We start from the raw sequence: 20798 nt of genomic DNA, 5'->3' as shown, positions 1-20798 counted from the left end.
GTTCCGCCTTTTATAAAATTTTCAAAAGTCGGTGATAATTTAGAGTATCAATCTCATGAGGTCGTTTGCTAGAGGCTATTGCTAAAGATTGTAAAGCATCTATAATTGTTTGTTTTGGATAAGCTTTACTTAGATTATTTAGAATCGTTTTTCTAGGTGCGCTAAAGGCGACTTTCAATAAAGATTCTAAATGTTCCAATTCCTTAAAAATTGGTGGGTTTGCTAATTTTTCTAGCAAAAACACCGAAGAAGTAACCTTAGGCTGCGGCACAAAAGCACTAGGAGGCACATCAAAGAGCAGTGTTGCCTCGCCTACGCTTTGTGTTAGCACGCTTAATGCGCTAAAATTACTTTCTCCACACTCTGCGCAGAATTTTTCCGCGACTTCTTTTTGTGTCATCACGACACAGCCTTTAGATAGGGGGTCTTTGATGGTTTTTACCACAAGTAATGTTGCGATATAATAGGGTAAGTTTGCTACAAGAAAATAAGGTTTCTTGCGCAAACTTTGACTATCCCAAATCTCTAATACATCACCAATCTCAAGGCGTAAATGCCCACTCTTTAGCGCATTGCTAAAGCGATTTTGCAAATAAGGAATTAATTCCTTATCAACTTCATAAGCAGTGATATTCCCTAAGCTTAATAGCTTATTTGTTAGATCACCTAAGCCAGCCCCAATTTCTATAAGCTCAATATTTTGTTCCATTTTGGGAATGGATTGGATAATCGCATTTAAGACATTTTCATCTTCTAAAAAATTCTGTCCAAAATGCTTTTTTGCTAAACTTTGTTTTGTTTTAATGTTATCACGCCTTAAAAATTGCTAATTGTAACACAAAAAAATTAAATTTAGCATTTTTGGATAAAGCCACTCTCTAAAATGCAAATTTTAACAGATTGCCCACTTTGATTTGTAAGCAGTAAAAATACAGGTCCTTTTGGGGCTTCAGGTTTTTTATAAGGGTTTTTGCAACGCAAGAATCCTTGCTCATCAAATAAGATTCTTGCTTCATTTCCTTCCCCACATCCTCCAAAAAATTTTACCTCTTTGATTCCATAGCGTTTTGTGATTGCTAAATCTCCATTGCGTAAAGGATTTGCAAATTTAGAATTATCGACATTATAAACATTTAAATATCTATTATCTAGTAAATCTCTAGCAATTTCTTGTTTATCGCGCGGGCGGTCATCAAAATGCTTTGTTTTAACTGCGCGCGCAGAATCGCTAAAAATATAATAGGCATAGCCAATATCCTGCAAGGGTGAAAATTGCAATCTCCATAAGCTTTCTTCCCAACGCTTGCGTTCATCTTCGCAAAAATCGCTTTGACAAAAAGCACTTTGTGTGATGTGTTTAGTTGTATTTAGGCTTAAATAGCGCGTGTATTGCAAATGCATGATGATTTGGTTTTGCGCTAAATGCAGTTTGGAATCTGGTAACCATACAAAACCTAATGTGGCAAAAATGCTAAGAATGGCTAAAACAAGCAACGTTTCAAAAAGGCTAAATGCGGGACGCAACATTAAAATCATTTCAGATAAAAAGTAACAATCGTTTTATTATAATAAAGAATCGGAATCTTTAAAGCGTCATTTTTAGGGGTATCATAAAGTGTTGCGCCGCCTTTAGAGATTCCATAAAACTTCAAACGCTCTTGCATTTTTGCATCTGTTTTGATACTTTTGATGCCTTTAGATTCAAGTGCTTGCGCAAGCTCTTTGGCGATAAAATGGCGATAGGCAAAATGCTCGTTTGCCTGTGGCAAAAAGACAAAAAGTGGTTTGGATAAAAATAATGTAGCAGATACTGCTAAAAGCACGATAAAGGTAGCTAAAAATGGGATTCTATAACGTGCGCGAAATTGCGGAAGCCTCACGCGCAATCCAGAGAAATACAAACTCACCATAAGCGGAATCCCTAAAAGTAAAAAAGGGGCAAAAAGCTCAATTTGCACTCTTTGGCGCAAAGATAAAAGCCAAATAAACATAAGCGCACAAAGGGAGATATACCACATTAAAGGTTTTGTTTTTGCATTAAAGTAGCGATAAAGCATATAGAGAAAATATAGATACAAAAGTGGGGAGAAAATCAACATTAAATGCCCATTTGTATCCAAAAAATATCCTTTTGGGTGTCCGCCAATTTCTAATCCAAAACAATACATATTAAGCGCAAATAAAATTAGATAAATAAGAATCAATTTAGTCTCTTTGCGTGCAATGGCATAAAAAATTAACGCAAGAAACAAGAGCGCAAAACTTGCATCAATAAAAGCTAAAACAATAAGTAGCCAAAAAGGAATCTTTTCGTATTTTTGCACAAAAATACAAAGCAAAAGAGTAAAAAATATCACGATTCCAGCATTTGAAACAAGCAGCGCAACTGCATTTACACCCGGAAGTAAGCAAAAAAGTAATGTGGCAAAAATTGCATCACTAGGACGTTTTAGAAATCCTTTGGAAAGATAAAACATTAAAGATGCATTGCAGAAATGTAGCAACAAAAAAGGCAAGCGCAAGGCAAAATCATTTTGTCCAAAAAGACGCACACTATACGCCCCAGCAAATCCCCCAAAGCTACTAGGGTTGAAAAACTCTTTTGCTTCATCATAACTAATACTAAGCGTGCTAAGTAGCCATAAAAGCGAGCCTAAACTTAAGCAACATAAAACAAAAAGCCAAAGAAAATCACGCGCTTGTAGTTTCATTGTTTTCCTAGACTTCTGTAAAAACATAACCTTGTTTTTGTAGTTGCGAGCGAATCGCATTTTGGTGGTCTTTGCCTTTGGTCTCAAGCATAATTGTAATATCCGCATCTCCAAAAGCAGCAGAAGTGCGGTCAAAATCTATTTTGACAATATTTGCACCAAGAGAAGAGAGCAAGTCGCTAAGTTTTTGCAGACTTCCGGGCTTGTCAATAAGTGTTACACGGATTCGCATTTTGCGGTGAGAGCGCACTAAACCTTTTTCAATGATTGTGCCAAGCATCGTTACATCAATATTTCCCCCACTAAGCACTAAGCCTAAAGATTCATTGTCTTTAATCGCAAATTTATGGTGCAAAACTGCGGCAACTACGCTTGCACCAGCACCTTCAACGACTAATTTTTGATTTTCTAGCAGATATAAAACCGCATTTGCAATTTCTTCATCATCTACCATGACAACTTCATCTACGGATTCTAAAATGTATTCAAAATTTGTAGGATTAACATCACGCACTGCGATACCATCGGCAATCGTGCGAACAGAATCTGTTTTTTGAATCTCTTTTTTGTGGTAAGAATGATACATTCCGGGTGCTCCCTCTGCGACAACGCCTATGATTCTCACTTGTGGTAGCATTTGCTTGTAAGCTGCTGCGATTCCAGCAATTAGTCCCCCACCTCCTATTGGCACGACAATTGTTGTTAAATGGCTTTGGTCTTCAATCATTTCTAAAGCCACCGTGCCTTGCCCAGCAATCACTTCATCATCTGCAAAAGGGTGAATAAACTGCAAATTATGTGTTTTAGCGTATTCTAGGGCATAAGAGTAAGCCTCATCATAATTATTTCCTTTTAAAATCGCTTCAGCCCCGAGCTCTTTGACGCCCATAACTTTAAGCAAAGGCGTAGCTTCGGGCATAACGATAACGCCTTTGATTCCATAATGCTTTGCACTATATGCAACACCTTGTGCGTGATTTCCAGCACTTGAGGCAATTACGCCTTTTGCGCGTTCTTCTTGTGTGAGTGAAGCGATTTTATTAAAAGCCCCGCGTAGTTTGAAAGAGCCTGTATTTTGCAAATTTTCTTGTTTGACATAAACTTTTGCGCCACAAATTTGGCTAAGCTTTGGTGCAAATGCTAATTTAGTGTGCTGCACAATGCCTTCTAGGCGCGCTTTTGCGTCCATAATTTTAGAGAGTGGAATCATTGAAATAGCCTTTCATGTTCAATTTTGATACAAGCATTTTCAAAATACACGATTCCTGATTTCTCTAGCAACTCTTTAGCTTCTTTGCTTGAAAGTCCTAATTGCACCCAAACACATTTTGGGAGATAAGGAAGCGTTAGAGTTTCTTTTGCAACTCCTAAAAGTGCTTCACTTTTGCGAAATACATTTAAAATATCAATATCAGATTCTGCATTAAAGGCATCTTGTAGGTTTTCATAAGCTTTACAGCCTAGAATCTCTCCGCCTTTTGGGTAGATAGGAATAATCACATAGCCTTTTTTTTGTAAGTATTGCGCGACTTTATTGCTCGCTTTTGTAGGGTCTGGTGATAAACCTAAAATTGCAATTTTTTTGGAATTTTCTAAAATTTCCTTATCTGATGTTTGCATAGCATTGCCTTTTTATGGAAAATTGCTACTATTTTAACAAAGTTTTAGGAAAAAAATTTTTAATTTCAAGGATTTAAAATCCATTCTTTGTAATAAGGTAGCTGTGTATCTTGGCTAAAAAGTTTTGCTTGCGCATAAAGAGAAGATTTGTCAAAGAAATTTGGGTGTTTTAGCATAAAATCCATACAAAATTCCATTGCTTCTTTGGAATTTAGCGGAATGATAATGCCACCTTGTGCAAGCTCACATTGTTTTTTGGAATCCAAAAATTCTCCCTTAGGGGCTAGAATCTCCTTTGGTGCGCAATTAGTGGTGATAATTGGCACATTTAGCGCTAGAGATTCCACTAAAACATTAGGAAAACCTTCGTGATTTGACGCAAATAAAAAGCAATCTGCTTGGCTTAAAGGTGCGTAAGGTTTTTTGCTTTTTCCTAGCAAAAAGACGCAAGATTCTAAGTTTAAAATGTGAATTTGTGCTTTAAGGGTGGATTCTAACTCCCCACCACCGATAATAAAAAGAGAAGCTTTCTCTTTAAAATTTTTCATTGCTTCTATAAGCAAACGATGATTTTTTCCATTATCTAAGCGTCCAATGCTTACAAAAATATATTTTCCTTGTGCTTTGTGTTTTAAAATCTGTTTTGATAAGTCAGAATCTTCTTGGCTCTGCGCGCGGATTTTATCAAGGTTGAAAAAATTGAGCAAAAGAGTAGTTTTGTTTGGGCTAATATGAAAATTTTGCACCAAATCTTGAAGATTTTGGGGCGCATTTGCACTAATTTTATCAGCTTTGTTGTAAAGGAAGGCAATTAAAATCTTGTTAATTTTTGAGCTTAGATTTTTATAGCCATATTGCAAGCTTGGGTGGCTGCGTTCAGAAATTAAGATTCTAGGTTTTTTGGATTTGCAAAGCAAGCTAGCTAGAATATTAATGTAGTTTGGGCGCGTCATTAAAGAAAGGGAAACATCACAATTTTTAAGAAGTTTTTTGTATTTTAAAGCAAGAAATGGCAGTTTTAAGAGTTTTTTGATTCCACTTTCTTGGGTAGAGTTTGTGCCTAAAATGACTTTTTTTATCCCTTTTGGGATTGGGTAATTACAAATATCTTCTAATAATACGAGCTGAATTTCACAATCTTTTTGCATTGCGTCTAATAATAAAGATGTAATGCGTTCTGCTCCCCCAGCCCCTAAGGAATACAAAAGAATATTGATACGCATTAAAGTCCTTTTAAAATTTGTAGTGTTTGTGTGCGCATACTTTTTGGGCTAAATTCTTTTAAAATATGCTCTCTGGCTTGCTTTTTAAGCATTAAAAGAGTGTTGGAATCTTTGAGCGCATAAAGGGATTGCAAGCAATCTAGCGCACCTTTGGAATCTTTTGGAGTAAAATAAAAGCGATAAGAATCTTGATTGAAATTTGCGATAATTTTGCTTTCTCCAACATCGCTAACAATTGGAATACAGCCGCAAGCCATTCCTTCTGCAATGGAGTTTGAAAAGCTTTCGGTATAAGAAGTTGATACAATACAATCAAAAAGGGGATAATAAAGCTCTATATCGTTTTTCACACCTAAAAAATGTATAGAATAGGGTTTTAAAATCTCCGTGCAAGCGTGAAGAATCTCTGGATTTGTTTTTCCTAAAGAAACAAATGCGATTGTATCTGTATCTTTGCCCTTGCAATTTTCTAAAAATTCCTTAGCAACTTGCGCAAAAAGTGGATAGTCTTTTACAGGATTCATTCTCGCAGAGATTCCAAAAACAAAAGCATTGCTTTTGATGCCTAATTCTTCTTTTAGGGCATAAGAATCCCTAGGCAAAAAGCGTTGTGTATCAATGCCATTATGCACAACAAAGGCTTTATCCATGCAATATCCCTTGCTTTTATAAAAATCAATTGCGTCATGAGAGTTGCAAATAATTGCATTTGCATAAGAGCTTAAGAATTTTTGTGTATAAAAATATAGCTTAGAAGCTAAGGGAAGCTTTTTTACATTGATTGCGCTAGAGCGGAATCCAAAAACAACTTTACTTTTAAGAAAAATCGCACAAAGTAGGCTAAAAATATTCATCTCGGGCATAAAAGCATAAATACAATGCGGATTAAAAGCTTTGATTTCTTTATAATAGCGCAACAAAAAACCAAAATCCAAGCGTCCTTTTTTGTTTAAACAAATATGCGGAATCCCTGCAATTTCGTCTTCTAATTTTCCGCCTCCATATATCGTGCAAAGTAATAATTCCACTTCTTCGCATTTGGCAAGCTCTTTTGCAAGAAGCACCCATTGGCGTTCAGCCCCACCAAAATCAAGAGAACGGATAGCAAGTAGGATTTTTAGTTTTTTTGCTGTTTTGGATTCCATAGGATTCTTATTATTTCTCTACGCGTTGGCGGATTTTTAATTTAGGCAGACAAGATACAGGCAAAAATAAACACGCAAAAACTTGAAGTGCAAGCAAATTTGGTCGGATTGCTAAACTTTGCAGAATCTTTTTAAAGGCTTTTTTGCGGTCTCCCCCTTGTCGATACAATAAAGCTGCTATTGCGCAAAGTTTTGCAAGGTGGGCTGGGCAACACTTTAAGCGTTCTTTGTAAAAAAGTAAAATATCTTGTTCGTAATTTTTCACCATTTCTAAGGGTTTGTATTTTAGATTTTGTGTTAGAGATTCTGCATGGATTCTATAAAATTTCAAAGGTTTATGGAGATAATAGCATGGGCGATTCTTATGAAGTTTTAGCCATAAAAGCCCCATATTACCCCTTTGTAAGTTTTCATTAAAGCGTCTTTGTCCTAAGAGTTTGCGCTCAAAGAGCGTCAAAAACTCTCCATCTAAACAGCCGCATAACACTTCTTGAAAGCTAATTTCGCGTGATTCGCTAACACCTTTTCCGCTTAAGAAACCATCATCACTTCTTGTGCAATTTGCAATAATGATTCCATATTGTTTCTCAAAGCCTAAATAAACATTTATCATTTGAGAAATTGCTTCTTTAAAGAGTAAATCATCATCATCTAAAAGCGTAATAAGCTCACCTCTTGCGTGGTCTAAGCCATTATTGCGATTCCCTGCACTTCCTTTAGCGCGTGTATTTTGCACGACTTTGATATGTGGATTTTCTTGTGCGTATTCATAAGCAATATTAAAGGTATTATCGCTTGACCCGTCATCACTTACGATAATTTCTAGGTTTGGATAATCTTGTTCTAATAAGCTTTCAATAGATTCTGTAAAAAAATATTCACGATTATAGGTTGTTAGGATAATGCTAACTTTTGGAAAGTTTGGGTTTTCTGGAGCTTCTTCTAAAACTTTTTGAGAAAATTCCTTAGGTAAATCTTGAATATTTAATGGTGTTTGCATTAGAAAATATCCTTATGTGCTACAAGAGATAATGTTCCATTTTGCATTTTATAAATGGAATCACAATTTGTAATTGTGCTTAGACGATGCGCAATAATAAATAATGTTTTGTGTTTTGCAATTTTATAGATTTCTTCCATAATTTTAGCTTCTACTTGTGCATCTAATGCACTTGTTGCTTCATCAAGCACCAAAATTTCAGGGTCGCCATAAAGTGCGCGCGCAATGGCAATGCGTTGTTTTTGTCCGCCACTTAATGCGATTCCTCCATCGCCTACTTGCGTATCTAAGCCTTCTTTTTGCATTAAAAAATCATAAATATTTGCACTTTTTAGCACAGCAATCATTTTTTCTGCATCAAAATCGCGTCCAAAAGCGACATTTTCTGCTACGCTTCCAGCAAAGAGATAGACATTTTGGGGAATATAGCCAACTTTTGCGCGCCAACTTTTAAGATTATTTGTATTAATTTTTATGCCATCAACTAAGATTTCTCCCCTTTTGGGATTTAATAGACCAATCATCACATCAACTAAAGTGCTTTTTCCACTTCCAGATTCTCCAATAAAAGCGACTTTTTCACCTTTTTGAATGGTAAGATTAATGCCTTGTAGAATCGGTTTTTCTTGATAGTTAAAATGGAGATTTTTTAGTGTGATTTTCTCTTTAAAATGGACGTTTTCATTGCCCAAATCTTTAATTTTTGTCGTTAAATCTTGATAAATAATTTCAAGTGAGCGGAAGTTGAAAATGATTTTATTATAAGAATCTAAAATGCGATTAATAGAAGGTAAAAGCCGATAGAGTGCTAGCACATACATTGACAGCAAGGGCAAATAGCTTGTTACGTTATTTGGGTCTTTAATAAATAAATACAAAACCACCGCAATCATCATACAAAAGCCAATAGCTTCAAGTAAAAGGCGTGGAATATGGAAAAAAGTTTGGTTTTTGATATTTGCTAGAGAATAGCCCCAAAGTGATTGTGAAAAAGTTTGTAGAATCGCGCTATCATCGCTTTGAAGTTTGATAATTTTGTAGTTACCAAAGCTTGAGCTAAGCGTTTCAAAAAAACCTTTTTGGTGTGCTTCTTTTTCTCTGCCTTGATGTTTGATTTTTAGGGTGATAATGCGTGCCATTAAAAAACCAAAGAATGCTAACATTAGCGTTAAACCAAGTGTAATTTTAAAATTCACAAATAAAAGCGTGCTGTAAATTAATAGCACAACAAAAACTTCTGAAGTCATAAACAAAGCTGCGGCTAATAAGATTGTGAAATTATGCGCTTCTGTGGTGATTGTTTTTGTTAAATAGCTCGTATTTTTGGTGATGAATTCTTCATAATTTAATCCCAAATAATTTCTAAAAAGGCGTCCTACAATCAGATAATAGCGTCCAAAAGTAAAGCGCGCAAGCAAGTGTTGGTAGATTAAATTAACAAGTGAGCGTATCACATAAAAAACTAAAAGTGTCATTCCAAAGAATATTACAAAATCTCTAGGAGAATGGAATCCTAAAAAAGTGTAGGGAAGGGAGAAATAAGGTTTTTCTTCAATCAGATTAAAATCGCTTGCTACTGCCATAAAAGGCGCGATTGCTGAGATTCCAATAAGCTCGATTAAAGAGACAAATAAGGAGAGCAACAGCAATCCATAAATATATCGCCGATCATGGTTAGAAAGGATAAATTTTAATTTAGAAAGCATAGAAACCCTATATTTTTAGCGGATATTATAGGATAAAATAGATATGAATTTTTTTAAATCCTACGAAAACTTAGTGCTTCTAGCAAATGCGATTTTGTAATCCATTGCTGTTGCTCTAAATCTGCAATACTGCGTGCAACACGCAAGATTTTATCTGCACCACGTTTTGAGATTCCAAATTTTTGTGTGGCTTTTTCTAGAATTTCTTGTCCTTCTTGCCCAAGCTTACAAAAGTGTTCAAACTCTTCTCCTTCAAGTCTTGCATTAAAGCAAGTTTGCCCTCTCTCTTTTTGGTATTTAAAAGCTTGCAAAACTTGTTCTTGCAAGGTTTTAGAATCTATACGATATGCGTTTGTTTTAGATTCTTTTTGTTCGTTTTCTTGCATTGCTACAAAAAGATCTAAGCGGTCCCAAAAAGGGTCAGAGATTTTGGATTTATAGGCATTGATTTCTTTTTGGTTGCAGCGACATTCTTTAGTAAGACTTAAGAGATTCCCGCAAGGACAAGGATTCATCGCTGCTACAAACATAAAATCTGTGGGGTATGTGATTTTTGCTTGTGAGCGTGAAATTGTGAAATTATGATTTTGCAAAGGTTCGCGCAGAGATTCTAAAAGATTTTTTGGAAAATGGGGCAGTTCATCAAAAAACAATACTCCCATATGCGCAAGTCCGATTTCACCGGGCTTTATGTTTTGTCCAACAGCACTTCCTAGAATCGCAGCTTTTGTCGCACTATTGTGCGGATTCCTAAAGGGGCGATTTGGAGAGATTTCAAGTGTAGTGGTGGCAAGTTGTAGCATTGCATTTAAGTTTAAGGGTGGGAGAATAAAAGGAATCCTAGAAGCTATCATACTCTTTCCACTTCCTGCACTCCCTTCAAAAAGAATGTTATGGAATCCACAAGCAGCGATTAATGCAGCTCTTTTTGCTCTCTCTTGCCCGATGATTGCATAAAAATCTAAGGGAAATTTTTGAGAATAATAGAATTTTTCTCCCTGGATTTCTAAATACGAAAAAGGCAAGGTGGAATCATAAGATTCTAGCTGGGGTGGATTTTGTAGAATCTCTAAAGCTTCTTTTAGAGATTGCGCATAATACGCTTTTAGATTTGGAATCTTAGAATAAAATGTTTGCGCATCTTTTGGGAGAATAAAGAGTGCATCTTGATGATTATTGCTAAGAAGAGAGAGTAATAAAGGATAGATTGTAGGTGTATCTTTAATGCGCCCATCAAGTCCTAATTCTCCAAAAGCAAAAATTTTGTTTGAATGTGCAGAAAAATCTAGCGTGTTATATGAGGCGATTAATAGTGCAATAGGTAAATCGTAAAAACTTCCTTGTTTTGGTAAATCTGAAGGAGAAAGATTGACGGTAATTTTAAGAGGAGGAAATTTAAAACCATTTGCCAAAAGAGAGGATTGCACTCTTTGTCGAGATTCTTGGATTGCATTACCTGCAAGTCCTGTGATAGAAAATGATGGTAAAGCACGTGTGAAACTCACCTCAACTTCAACTTCTTTAGCACTAATTCCTAGTTGTGCAGCGCAATATAATGTGTTTGCTTTCATAAAAAGCCTTAAAATAAAATCACTTTTGAGTTTAACAAGTTTGGAGAAAAAAATAAGTTGTTTTAAAGAGGTTAGAACATTTTTACTCTATTATGTATTAAATTGTAACAATTTGGTGTAAAAACATAAATTTTTTATGATTTTTGAGGAATATACGTGATAATGTTACACAAAGATTATGTAAGGGTAAATTATAATTTTGGGTGTTTTAAATAAAGGAGAGCTTATGGAAAAAGAAAAGTTAAATCGCCGTGATTTACTAAAATTAATGGGAGTTGGAGGCGTTGCTCTAGGAAGCGCAAGCTTAGCTATGCCAACACAAGCAAAGGCAAAATCTGATAAAGCACCAAATATTGCGATTATTGGGGCTGGTCTTGGCGGAATCTCATTATCGGCAAAATTAGTTGATGAGCTACCAAATGCAAAAATTACACTTTTTGATGCAGACCCTATTTTGTATTATCAGCCCGGATTTACGTTAATTGCTGGTGGGATTTATAACAAAAAGGATACAGAATACAAAAAAGAGGATTTGATTAACTCAAAAGTAAATTGGATAAAAGAAAATGTCGCTTCCGTAAATCCTAGTGCAAATACATTAACCACAACAACTGGTGCAACACATAATTATGATTATCTTGTGATTGGGACAGGAACATTTAATATGTTTGAAAAATATAAGGGGTTAAGCGAAGAATTTATTAATGATCCTGCGACAAATGTTACAAGTATTTATACAGCAGATGGTGCAGTAAAAGCGCAACAAATCCTTAAAAAGGTTGCAAAAGATGGGGGAAAAGTTTTATTCGCAGAGCCAAACACTCCAGTCAAATGTGGCGGAGCTAACAAAAAAGTGAATTTTTTACTTGATGATTTAACAACAACAAAAGGGACGCGCTCAAAAACAGATATGATGCTATGCACAGGTGGTGGGCAGATGCTATCAAGCCCTGTGCATGCAAAGATGATTGAGCAGTTTTTTATTGAGCGCAAAATGCCTTATGCAACGCGTCATTTGCTTGTAGAAGTTGATACTGCGCACAATATAGCCACTTTTGAAAAATTAATGCCTTATGTGGAAGATGGAGAACAAAAAGTTGCAAAAGAGCGTATTGAAAAACCTTATGATTATTTGATTGTGATTCCACCTATGAAAACAGCAGATTTTATCACAGAAGCTGGACTTGCTATCACTAAAGGGCATACTGCTGGTAATTGGGTAGATGTCGATCAATACACTTTGCAACATAAAAGATTTGAAAATATTTTTGCAATTGGTGATTGTGCTGGAATCCCAAAAGGAAAAACAGGAGCAAGTATTCGCAAGCAATATCCAGTGATTGCAGCAAACATTATTTCACATTTAGAAGGAAAACCACTAGAGGCGAAATTTAGTGGTTATACAGCTTGCCCACTTATAACACGTTATGGAAAAGCAGTTATGGTAGAGTTTGATTATGAAGGAACTGCGCCTAGCATGCCTTGCTTTGGTGCGACAAGAGAAAGTTGGATGAACTGGTTTGTAAAAGTGTATTTAATGAAGCCTATGGTTATGCAAGCAATGGTAAAAGCAAAAGCATAAAGGAGTGAAAATGAGTAATTTAGATAAAACAATTCGTTTGATTGTAGCTATGGTGTTGTATTTCATCTTTGGTTTTGTGTGCCAAAGCTGGTGGTGGTTAATTGCGTTATTGCCTTTGCTTAGCGCAGTTTATGGATATTGCCCATTATATAAAATCTTGAAAAAATAAGTTTGCGATTCTTTAAAAGAATCGCAAGATTCCGCTTAAACTTTTAAGATTAGCTTTGCAATTGTGCATAAAAATTCTTATAAAATTGTAGAAATTCCCCCTTTAAAATCGCTTCTCTAGCATCGCACACGAGTTTAAGATAATAAGCTAGATTATGAATGCTAGCAAGACGAAAATAGCTCATTTCCCCACTGCGGAATAAATGGTGCAAATACGCACGTGAGTGATTTATGCAAGTGTAGCAATGGCATTTAGAATCTAGCGGTTGGGTATCGAGTTTAAAGCGTGGGGATTTAATAGCAAGCTTGCCAAAATGTGTGAAAATCGTCCCATTTCTTGCATTGCGTGTTGGCATCACACAATCAAACATATCTACACCTCTAGCAATCGCTTCTACAATATCTTGTGGAGTGCCAACACCCATTAAATAGCGAGGTTTATCTTTTGGTAAAAGTGGCGTTGTAAAATCTAGCGTTGCATACATTTGCGCATTTGGCTCACCAACTGCAAGCCCGCCAATTGCATAACCATCAAAATCGCCAAGACTTGTTAAATCTCTAGCACTTGCTTCTCTAAATTCTCTATCTGTCCCACCTTGCACAATGGCAAAAATATGATTTGTGAGAATCTCTCCTTTATCTTGTGCAATTTGTTTTTTGAAGTTGTGATAAGTCATTGCGCTTTGCGCCCATTGTGTCGTGCGATTTATGGATTCTAGGATTCTTTCTTTGCTAGCAGGCAAACCCACTAAATCATCTAAAATCATCATAATATCGCTATTAAGATTGTATTGAATATCAAGCACTTTTTGTGGAGTAAAAAAGTGGCTTGAGCCATCAATATGGCTTTTAAATACGATTCCATCTTCTTTATATTTGACATTAGAATTTAGGCTAAAAGCTTGAAAACCCCCACTATCTGTTAGGAAGTTTTTAGGAAATTTTGTAAAATGGTGCAATCCACCAAGTGCAGCAATAACTGCATCTCCGGGACGTAAATATAAATGGTAAGTGTTGCCTAAAATAATAGGCGCATTTAATGTTAAAAGGTCATTAAAATCCAAAGCTTTTACGCTTGCTTGTGTGCCAACAGGCATAAAGATAGGAGTTTGTATTTCTCCATGTGCAAGTTTTAGGATTCCAGCACGCGCATTACCATCAGCTTTTTGTAGATTAAATTCCATTTTCAACCTTTTTTTGCTACATTTTCGCCAATTTTAGCGCGTTTAGGGGAATATATGCGAAAAGTGCTTTTAATTTTGAATGGAATTGTAGCAAAAGAATTCCTAACAACTTTAACATTAAAACATCTGGATAAAAATGCGTATATTTTTGTCTCCCTAGATTCTAGCCTTTTGCCAAAAAATCTTCCACAAGATAGTGAAGCTTATAACTTTGACCCAAGTGCTTCTAGTAAATTAAGAGAAATTTTAACTCCACAAATTACAGATTGCTATGTGATTTTAGAAGATATAAAAGAGCGTGAAGCAGTGTATCATACATTGCGCGGATATAATAAAATGCTGCAAATTACAATGCTAGGAGAGATTCCGCTTGCGCAAAGTGATAAACAACTTTTGATGATTAATGAAGCATATTTGCTAAGCAGTCGTTTGTTTGAGAAGTTTCCAAATATTCCTAAAACTGCTAAAAATATTGGCTTAGGAGAAGGCGAGATTATGCAAGTAAGCGTGCCCTTTGGAAGTCCTTATGCTTATCGTAGTGTGGGTGTGATTAAGCAAAAAAAATGGAAAATTGTTGCAATTTACCGTAACAATGGATTGATTTTGCCCAAATATTCTACGACAATTCTTCCAAATGACGCGCTTTTACTTGTAGGAGACCCTGATACACTTTGGGATATTTATCATCGTATCAAAGAAGAATTTGGACAATTTCCAACACCATTTGGGCGTGATGTTGTGCTATATTTTGACTTATTGCATTCTAAGGATTTGGAAAATTATTTATACCAAACAACTTGGCTTTTTGGGCATTTTAAAAACAAGCGTTTAGAAGTTTGTTTTTTGAATCCTACAAATATTACAACAATAAAAAAAATCGAAAATCACCCCTTATTAAATGCAGAAAATATTTCTTGGAGAATTGAATACCACGAAACTTCGTTAAAAGCGTTGATTGAAAAGGATAAAAGTAATAAAAATATTGGTTTGATTTTATTAGAAGAATATTGTTTTAGTCGCTATCGTGGGTATTTGTTAGATTTAGGGATTCCACTTTTAAAGTTTGGCGCACAACCGCTAGATTCTTTAACACATGGTGCAGTGATTTTGCCAAAAGATACAGAAGAAGCAGAGAAGATTTCTTCTGTTGTGTTTGATTTTTCTGAACAAATCGGTTTAAAAATTTTACTCTATGATTTTGACCCTAATGAAGAAAATCACGAACAAGCATTGGATTATTATAAGCATATCGCAAAAGTGTTTAACAAAAAAATAGAAATTGATAGCACAGCCACGCAAAACCCAATCTTTTGGCTAAATACACAAGAAAAAATGATACAAATTTTGCCATTAAGAAAGGCTGGCATTAAGCATAATCCATTTTTTTCAATGCGTGATGTAGAGAATTTAAGTGCGTATTTAATCAAGATTCCACAACTTTTTGTGCCAATTTCTGTGTAATTAAAAAAGTGTAATATTTTCTATAAAATTCACATTAAAAGAATCCGATGGAATCTTTTTGCTTAAAATTAATGCGCTTAGACAATATGGGAGATTGATATGATTTGCTTTTAGATAAATATTTAGTGTTTTAGAAAGTTTATCTAGTTTTTTGGGACTAATATTATAAATTGGCTCAAATCCTATTCCACTTTTTACTTCTATAAAATGCAAGATTCCGTCTTTTTTAGCGATAATATCAATTTCTCCTAGTTTTGTGTTGAAGTTGCGCTCTAGTATTGTATAGCCTTCTTTTTGCAAAAAGACACAAGCATAATCTTCTGCTTCTCTGCCTTTTTGTGTAGTGTTATTTTTCAATACGAATCATTACAGGAGATGTTTTTACGACTTCAAGAGAGCTAATGCGTTCTATCGCAAGTTTAATATCTGCTTCTGTGCAAGTATGTGTAGAAAGAAGTAAAACAGAATGGTTTTTATCCTTTGCATTACGTTGCAAGAAAGTATCAATAGAGATTCCAACTTCTCCAAAAACCTTAGCAATTTGGGCTAAAACGCCGGGTTTGTCAAGCACTAAAAGACGCAAATAATATGCGCTTTTAATTGCATTTATGGGTTTAAGTTTTAGAGTATTGCTTATTGTTTTAAATCCTAGCATTGGAGAGCTTTTTGTTCGGGCAATTTCAATAATATCAGAAATCACAGCACTTGCAGTCGCTTCTCCTCCAGCTCCAGCTCCATAATATAGAGTCTCTCCCACGCAATCACCCACTACGCTAATGGCATTCATCACACCATCAACTTTACCTAGCATTGCATTTTTTGGTAAAAAAGTAGGATGCACGCGTAATTCTATGCAATCCCCATCTTTTTTTGCGATTCCAAGTAATTTTAAATGGTAACCAAACTCTTTGGCAAAGGCAATATCTTCTTGCGTGATTTGTGTGATTCCTTCAATTAAAATATCATCTGGGCGCGCGTCAATTCCATAAGCAATACTTGCGAGAATTAGGAGTTTATGTGCTGCGTCAAATCCTCCTATATCAAAGGTCGGGTCTGCTTCTGCATAGCCTAAATCTTGGGCTTCTTTTAAGACTTCTTGGAATCCCGCGCCCTCATCTTTCATTTTTGTTAAAATAAAATTACAAGTGCCATTAATAATTCCGCGTATGCTTAAAATATGGTTTGCACCTAATCCATCACGCAAAGCTTTAATAATAGGGATTCCACCTGCTACACTTGCTTCAAAGCCTATGGGTAAATCCCCAGCAATTTGCTGAAGTGTGTAGCGATGATAGGCTAACATTGCTTTATTTGCTGTAACTAGGGCTTTAGAAGCTCTTAAGGCTTTTTTGGCAATCTCAAAAGGGGCATCTACACCCCCGGTTAATTCTACAACAATATCAATTTCTGGGTCATCTAGGATTTCATCGACATTATTCGTGATAGGAAAATCAAAAATTTCGCGGCTTTTGGAGAGATCTTTAACTGCTCCTTTTTTAATGCGCATCGCACAACCTGCGCGTGCTGCAATTAGGCTTTGGTTATCATGTAAAATCTTTGCAACACTGCTACCAACTGTGCCTAAACCGATGATTCCTAAAATGAGTTCTTTCATATACGCCCTTTGTGAAAACTAGAGGTGGATTATAGCGTTTTTTGGCAAAGAAGAGATTTAATATCTCCAAGCAAATTTTTGTTAAAATGCGCTATTTACTTTTTAAGGTAGTAGTTTTGAAAATTAAACAAATTGATGAAAATTCCTTTACTTTACAAGGAAAGATTAAAGAAATTAGCGATTATCACGATTTAAAATCTTTGCTAGAAAAGCGCAGAAAAGCAGGGCAAGTGGAAGTGCATTTTAATATTCCACAAGCAAGAGAGATACATTTTTTTATTTTAGGCTATTGGTTAAAACTTGCTTGTAAAGATGGTTTTAAAATTCATTTATATGTTACAAGCCCCTATTTATATGATAATTTGTTACGCTTTGGATTGCACATATTTTTTGAGGTGAAAAATGACGATATGGCACAATATTTATAGCCATTTTGACCCTGTTGCTTTTAGTGTATTTGGAATCGCGGTGCATTGGTATGGGATTATGTATGTTTTGGCACTTTTAATTGCACTATTGGTAGCAAAATGGATTGTGAAAAAAGATTCTTACCCTATTTCTGATACGCTTTTGGATAGTTATTTTATTTGGGTTGAAATTGGCGTAATTTTAGGGGCGCGATTAGGCTATATCATCTTTTATGACCCTTATACAAGTTATTATTTAAGCCAGCCATGGCAGATTTTTAATCCTTTTGACCATAGGGGAGAATTTGTTGGAATCCGTGGAATGAGTTATCATGGAGCGGTGATTGGATTTTTAATCGCTTCGATTCTTTTTGCAAAAATAAAAAAGATAAACTTTTGGCTTTTTATGGATTTAGCAGGGCTTAGTATTCCACTAGGTTATGTGTTTGGGCGTATTGGAAATTTTTTGAATCAAGAGTTAGTCGGCAGAGAAACGACAAGTAGTTTTGGGATTTTAGTTGATGGAATCTCGCGCCACCCTAGCCAGCTTTATGAAGCATTTTTAGAAGGTATTATTGTTTTTGTGCTGTTATATGCGTATCGTAAAAGAGCGCGTTTTGTTGGAGAGATTGGAATCTTATATGGAGTGTTGTATTCTTTAATGCGCTTTTTAGCAGAGTTTTTGAGAGAGCCTGATATACAATTAGGATTTATCGCTTTTGATTGGCTAACACAAGGTCAGCTATTATCTTTGTTAATTGGTGGATTTTGTTTTGTGCTGTGGTTGTATAAAGGCAAAGAAAATAGAGAGATAAAAAATGGCTAATATTTCTTTGCAAAATATCTCAAAGCAATATGACTATAAGGCGATTTTGCAAGATGTGTCTTTACATATTGAAGAAAATGAACGTGTAGCAATTGTCGGGCGGAATGGTGCAGGAAAATCCACATTGCTTAAGATTCTAAGTGGAGATTTGCAAAGTGATGAAGGGGTTAGGATTTTAGAGGGGGATTTGGAGCTTAAATATCTGATTCAAAAGCCAAATTTCAAAGCAGGACAAACGACAAAAGAAGCAATCATAGAAGCCTTGAGTGAGCAAAATTTTGCAAAAGAGCGGTATTTTGAAGTCGGAAAGCTTTTGCAAAACTCTCCTGAAGATAAGGCACTTTTGGCAGAATACGCAAAACTGACTAATTTTTTAGAGCATCATAATGCTTGGGATTTAGAAGCAAAAATTAAACAAGTGCTAGAAACTTTTGAGTTAGAAGATTTGCAGAATCGCTATGTGAATTTACTAAGTGGGGGAGAGCAAAAGCGTGTGGCTTTAGCGTGTTTGCTATTGCATAAACCAGATATTTTACTGCTTGATGAGCCGACAAACCACCTTGATGTGCAAATGGTAGAGTTTTTAGAAGATATGCTTTTACGCGGGGGATTTACGCTAGTATTTATTAGCCATGATCGATATTTTATTGATAAAGTTGCTACGCGTGTCGTAGAAGTCGAAGAGGGAAAAATTAGGAGTTTTAAGGGGGGATATAGCGATTATTTGCGCCAAAAAGAAGCTTTGTTATTAAGTCTTGCAAAAAGCCATGAAACATTATTAAAACATTTAAAAGCAGAAGAAGAATGGCTAGCGCGTGGTGTGCGTGCAAGAGTAAAACGCAATGAAGGGCGCAAAGAGCGCATTATGGAAATGCGTAAAATGGCTAAAAGTAATCCTACATTAATCCGCAAAATGACTTTAGAGCTAGAGAGAGAGCGTAAAAACTTCAATCAAGAAGAGGGAGTGAATCGTAGAAAAATGCTTTTTGAAACAAAGCATTTATGCAAAGAAATCGAAGGAAAACTATTAGTCAAGGATTTTAATGTCAGGATTCTACAAAGAGATAAAATCGCAATTGTTGGGCGTAATGGTTCTGGTAAATCCACATTATTAAAAATGCTTTTAGGAAGTATCCCGCCAAGTAGCGGAAGTATTGAACATGGGGATGTGAAGATTGGTTATTTTGACCAACATAGAGAAATGTTAGATGATAGTAAAGATTTGTTAGAGACTTTTTGTCCTTTTGGTGGGGATCATGTTGAGGTGCGCGGTAAAAGTATGCACATTTTTGGCTATTTAAAGAATTTTTTGTTTCCTAAAGAATTTTTGGACAAGAAAATTGGAAATTTAAGCGGGGGAGAGAAGAATCGCGTAGCACTTGCCTTGCTTTTTACCAAAGCGTATGATTGTTTGATTTTAGATGAACCGACAAATGATTTAGATATTCCAACAATTAATATTTTAGAGGAGTATTTGCAGAGTTTTGAGGGCGCGATTATTTTTGTTAGCCATGATCGCTATTTTGTAGATAAGATTGCAAAATGCTTGTATGTGTTTAAAGGGAATGGCGAGATTGTGGAATCGCATAGAAGTTTTAGCGAGTATTTAGAGATTCAAAGTGAGTTAAAAGAATATGCGGCTTTAGAGCTAGAATACAAACAAGATTCCACACCGCAAAAACAAGAATCCCCCAAAGAAACGCCAAAGAAAACGAAATTAAGCTACCACGAAAAACGTCTTTTAGAGATACTTCCACAAGAAATTGAAGGTTTAGAATCCGAGCTTAAAATCCTAGAAAATTTGCTATATAATGGGGGCTTAAGCACACAAGAATTACAAGAAAAATCTTTAGAATTTGAAGAGAAAAAAGCACTTTATGATACAAAGATTCTACAATATTTAGAACTAGAAGAAAAAGAAAATTCTCTTAAACCCTTGACAAACACTAGGTATTAGGCTTTATACTTTTGTTTTTATTTTATAAAATAGGAGAATTATGTCTTACACAGTTATAGAAGTTGAAAAAAGAATCGGGATTTCATCGCGCAAGCTTAGATTTTGGCTTGATAAGGGATTATTTCCTTTTGTGGAGAGCGATAGTCATGGTGTGCGCTATTTCGCACAAAGTGATATGGAATGGGCTAGATGGATAGATTGGCTTAGACAATGTGGAATGAGCCTAAAAGAGATTAAAACATACGCGGAAGCTTGTGGTGGTGGGATTAAAACTGCGCCAATGCGTAAAGCAATGCTGCAAGATACACATACAAAGCTTAATGCCCAAATTAAAGTCTTACAAGAAATTTCTGAAAAATTAGAAATGAAAATTGGGCTTTATGAAGAGATGATAGAAAAAGGCGTGGATACTTTTAATCCACAAAGTGGAGATTATAAGACTTGCAAAAAGCAATGCCAAGAAGGCAATGCTAAGAAATCAAAAAAGCTTGATTAATAGCTTTTATTATTGAAACAACAAGGAGTAACAATGCAACCAAAACTTAAAAATACATTTTCACAAAGAAGCACACCCACAAAAACGACAAATCGCGATATATTCACGCGCGATTTAGCAGGTGAG

General features: G+C 35.5%; 20 protein-coding genes. 7 read left to right on the top strand and 13 right to left on the bottom strand.

The genetic code is table 11. The annotated features are described in order from the left end of the window. Positions 1-10: 10 nt before the first annotated feature. The 10 genes from rsmA to LS70_RS08840 form a co-directional block, all read right to left on the bottom strand. Complete coding sequence (rsmA, locus tag LS70_RS08885; RefSeq protein ID WP_034290908.1) at positions 11-805, bottom strand: 16S rRNA (adenine(1518)-N(6)/adenine(1519)-N(6))-dimethyltransferase RsmA; 795 nt, start codon at positions 803-805, stop codon at positions 11-13. A gap of 47 nt (positions 806-852) precedes the next feature. Further along, positions 853-1527, bottom strand: coding sequence for a pilus assembly FimT family protein (locus LS70_RS08880; protein ID WP_052083436.1), 675 nt, complete (start codon positions 1525-1527; stop codon positions 853-855). A 5-nt stretch (positions 1528-1532) separates the two neighbouring features. Further along, entirely contained in the window at positions 1533-2711 is a 1179-nt protein-coding gene (locus LS70_RS08875; RefSeq protein ID WP_034290903.1) for a hypothetical protein, read from the bottom strand. A 7-nt stretch (positions 2712-2718) separates the two neighbouring features. Beyond that, positions 2719-3921: a threonine ammonia-lyase gene (gene ilvA, locus LS70_RS08870; RefSeq protein WP_034290900.1), complete on the bottom strand. Its 1203-nt coding sequence runs from the start codon at positions 3919-3921 to the stop codon at positions 2719-2721. Next, positions 3918-4331, bottom strand: coding sequence for a CoA-binding protein (locus tag LS70_RS08865; RefSeq protein WP_034290897.1), 414 nt, complete (start codon positions 4329-4331; stop codon positions 3918-3920). Before LS70_RS08865 ends, ilvA begins: the two co-directional genes overlap by 4 nt. Positions 4332-4396: 65 nt before the next feature. Further along, on the bottom strand, positions 4397-5554 hold the full coding sequence (locus LS70_RS08860; protein ID WP_034290894.1) for a glycosyltransferase: 1158 nt from the start codon (positions 5552-5554) through the stop codon (positions 4397-4399). Beyond that, positions 5554-6699, bottom strand: a complete 1146-nt coding sequence (locus tag LS70_RS08855) for a glycosyltransferase (protein ID WP_034290890.1) — start codon at positions 6697-6699, stop codon at positions 5554-5556. Before LS70_RS08855 ends, LS70_RS08860 begins: the two co-directional genes overlap by 1 nt. A 10-nt stretch (positions 6700-6709) precedes the next feature. Next, a complete protein-coding gene (locus LS70_RS08850) occupies positions 6710-7699 on the bottom strand; it encodes a glycosyltransferase family 2 protein (protein ID WP_236096468.1) in 990 nt (329 codons plus the stop codon). Next, entirely contained in the window at positions 7699-9405 is a 1707-nt protein-coding gene (locus tag LS70_RS08845; RefSeq protein WP_034290888.1) for an ABC transporter ATP-binding protein/permease, read from the bottom strand. The genes LS70_RS08850 and LS70_RS08845 overlap by 1 nt, the downstream gene beginning before the upstream one ends. A 53-nt stretch (positions 9406-9458) precedes the next feature. Next, a complete protein-coding gene (locus LS70_RS08840) occupies positions 9459-10976 on the bottom strand; it encodes a YifB family Mg chelatase-like AAA ATPase (protein ID WP_034290885.1) in 1518 nt (505 codons plus the stop codon). 226 nt (positions 10977-11202) lie between these two features. On the opposite strand from LS70_RS08840, the gene LS70_RS08835 reads away from it, so the two are divergent. Next, positions 11203-12558: an NAD(P)/FAD-dependent oxidoreductase gene (locus LS70_RS08835; RefSeq protein ID WP_034290882.1), complete on the top strand. Its 1356-nt coding sequence runs from the start codon at positions 11203-11205 to the stop codon at positions 12556-12558. 10 nt (positions 12559-12568) lie between these two features. Next, on the top strand, positions 12569-12727 hold the full coding sequence (locus tag LS70_RS08830; protein WP_081949876.1) for a YgaP family membrane protein: 159 nt from the start codon (positions 12569-12571) through the stop codon (positions 12725-12727). 49 nt (positions 12728-12776) lie between these two features. On the opposite strand, the gene tgt is transcribed toward LS70_RS08830, so the two are convergent. Further along, entirely contained in the window at positions 12777-13910 is a 1134-nt protein-coding gene (gene tgt / locus LS70_RS08825) for a tRNA guanosine(34) transglycosylase Tgt (RefSeq protein WP_034290880.1), read from the bottom strand. Positions 13911-13964: 54 nt separating this feature from the next. Between tgt and LS70_RS08820 the strand changes: the two genes are divergently transcribed. Continuing rightward, on the top strand, positions 13965-15371 hold the full coding sequence (locus LS70_RS08820; RefSeq protein WP_034290878.1) for a TrkA C-terminal domain-containing protein: 1407 nt from the start codon (positions 13965-13967) through the stop codon (positions 15369-15371). On the opposite strand, the gene LS70_RS08815 is transcribed toward LS70_RS08820, so the two are convergent. Both LS70_RS08815 and LS70_RS08810 read right to left on the bottom strand, forming a co-directional pair. Next, the gene (locus LS70_RS08815) at positions 15372-15728 is read right to left on the bottom strand and encodes a YraN family protein (protein ID WP_034290875.1); all 357 of its coding nucleotides are present in this window, start codon (positions 15726-15728) and stop codon (positions 15372-15374) included. After that, a complete protein-coding gene (locus LS70_RS08810) occupies positions 15718-16986 on the bottom strand; it encodes a homoserine dehydrogenase (RefSeq protein ID WP_034290872.1) in 1269 nt (422 codons plus the stop codon). Before LS70_RS08810 ends, LS70_RS08815 begins: the two co-directional genes overlap by 11 nt. Positions 16987-17102: 116 nt before the next feature. Here LS70_RS08810 and LS70_RS08805 point away from each other — a divergent pair, with 116 nt between their 5' ends. From LS70_RS08805 to LS70_RS08790, 4 genes are read left to right on the top strand one after another with little or no spacing between them, the layout of a single operon-like run. Further along, positions 17103-17414 carry a hypothetical protein gene (locus tag LS70_RS08805; RefSeq protein WP_034290924.1) on the top strand — a complete coding sequence of 104 codons (312 nt, stop codon included), beginning with the start codon at positions 17103-17105 and terminating at the stop codon, positions 17412-17414. After that, on the top strand, positions 17389-18219 hold the full coding sequence (gene lgt / locus LS70_RS08800; RefSeq protein ID WP_034290869.1) for a prolipoprotein diacylglyceryl transferase: 831 nt from the start codon (positions 17389-17391) through the stop codon (positions 18217-18219). The genes LS70_RS08805 and lgt overlap by 26 nt, the downstream gene beginning before the upstream one ends. Then, positions 18212-20176, top strand: coding sequence for a ribosomal protection-like ABC-F family protein (gene abc-f, locus LS70_RS08795; protein ID WP_034290867.1), 1965 nt, complete (start codon positions 18212-18214; stop codon positions 20174-20176). Before lgt ends, abc-f begins: the two co-directional genes overlap by 8 nt. Positions 20177-20216: 40 nt before the next feature. After that, positions 20217-20672 (top strand): MerR family transcriptional regulator, encoded by a 456-nt coding sequence (locus LS70_RS08790; RefSeq protein ID WP_034290864.1) that lies wholly within the window; start codon positions 20217-20219, stop codon positions 20670-20672. Positions 20673-20798 lie beyond the last annotated feature (126 nt).

The organism is Helicobacter sp. MIT 11-5569, from assembly GCF_000765695.2.
Classification (GTDB): Bacteria; Campylobacterota; Campylobacteria; order Campylobacterales; family Helicobacteraceae; genus Helicobacter_D.
This window is presented reverse-complemented; position numbering and strand designations above follow the sequence as displayed.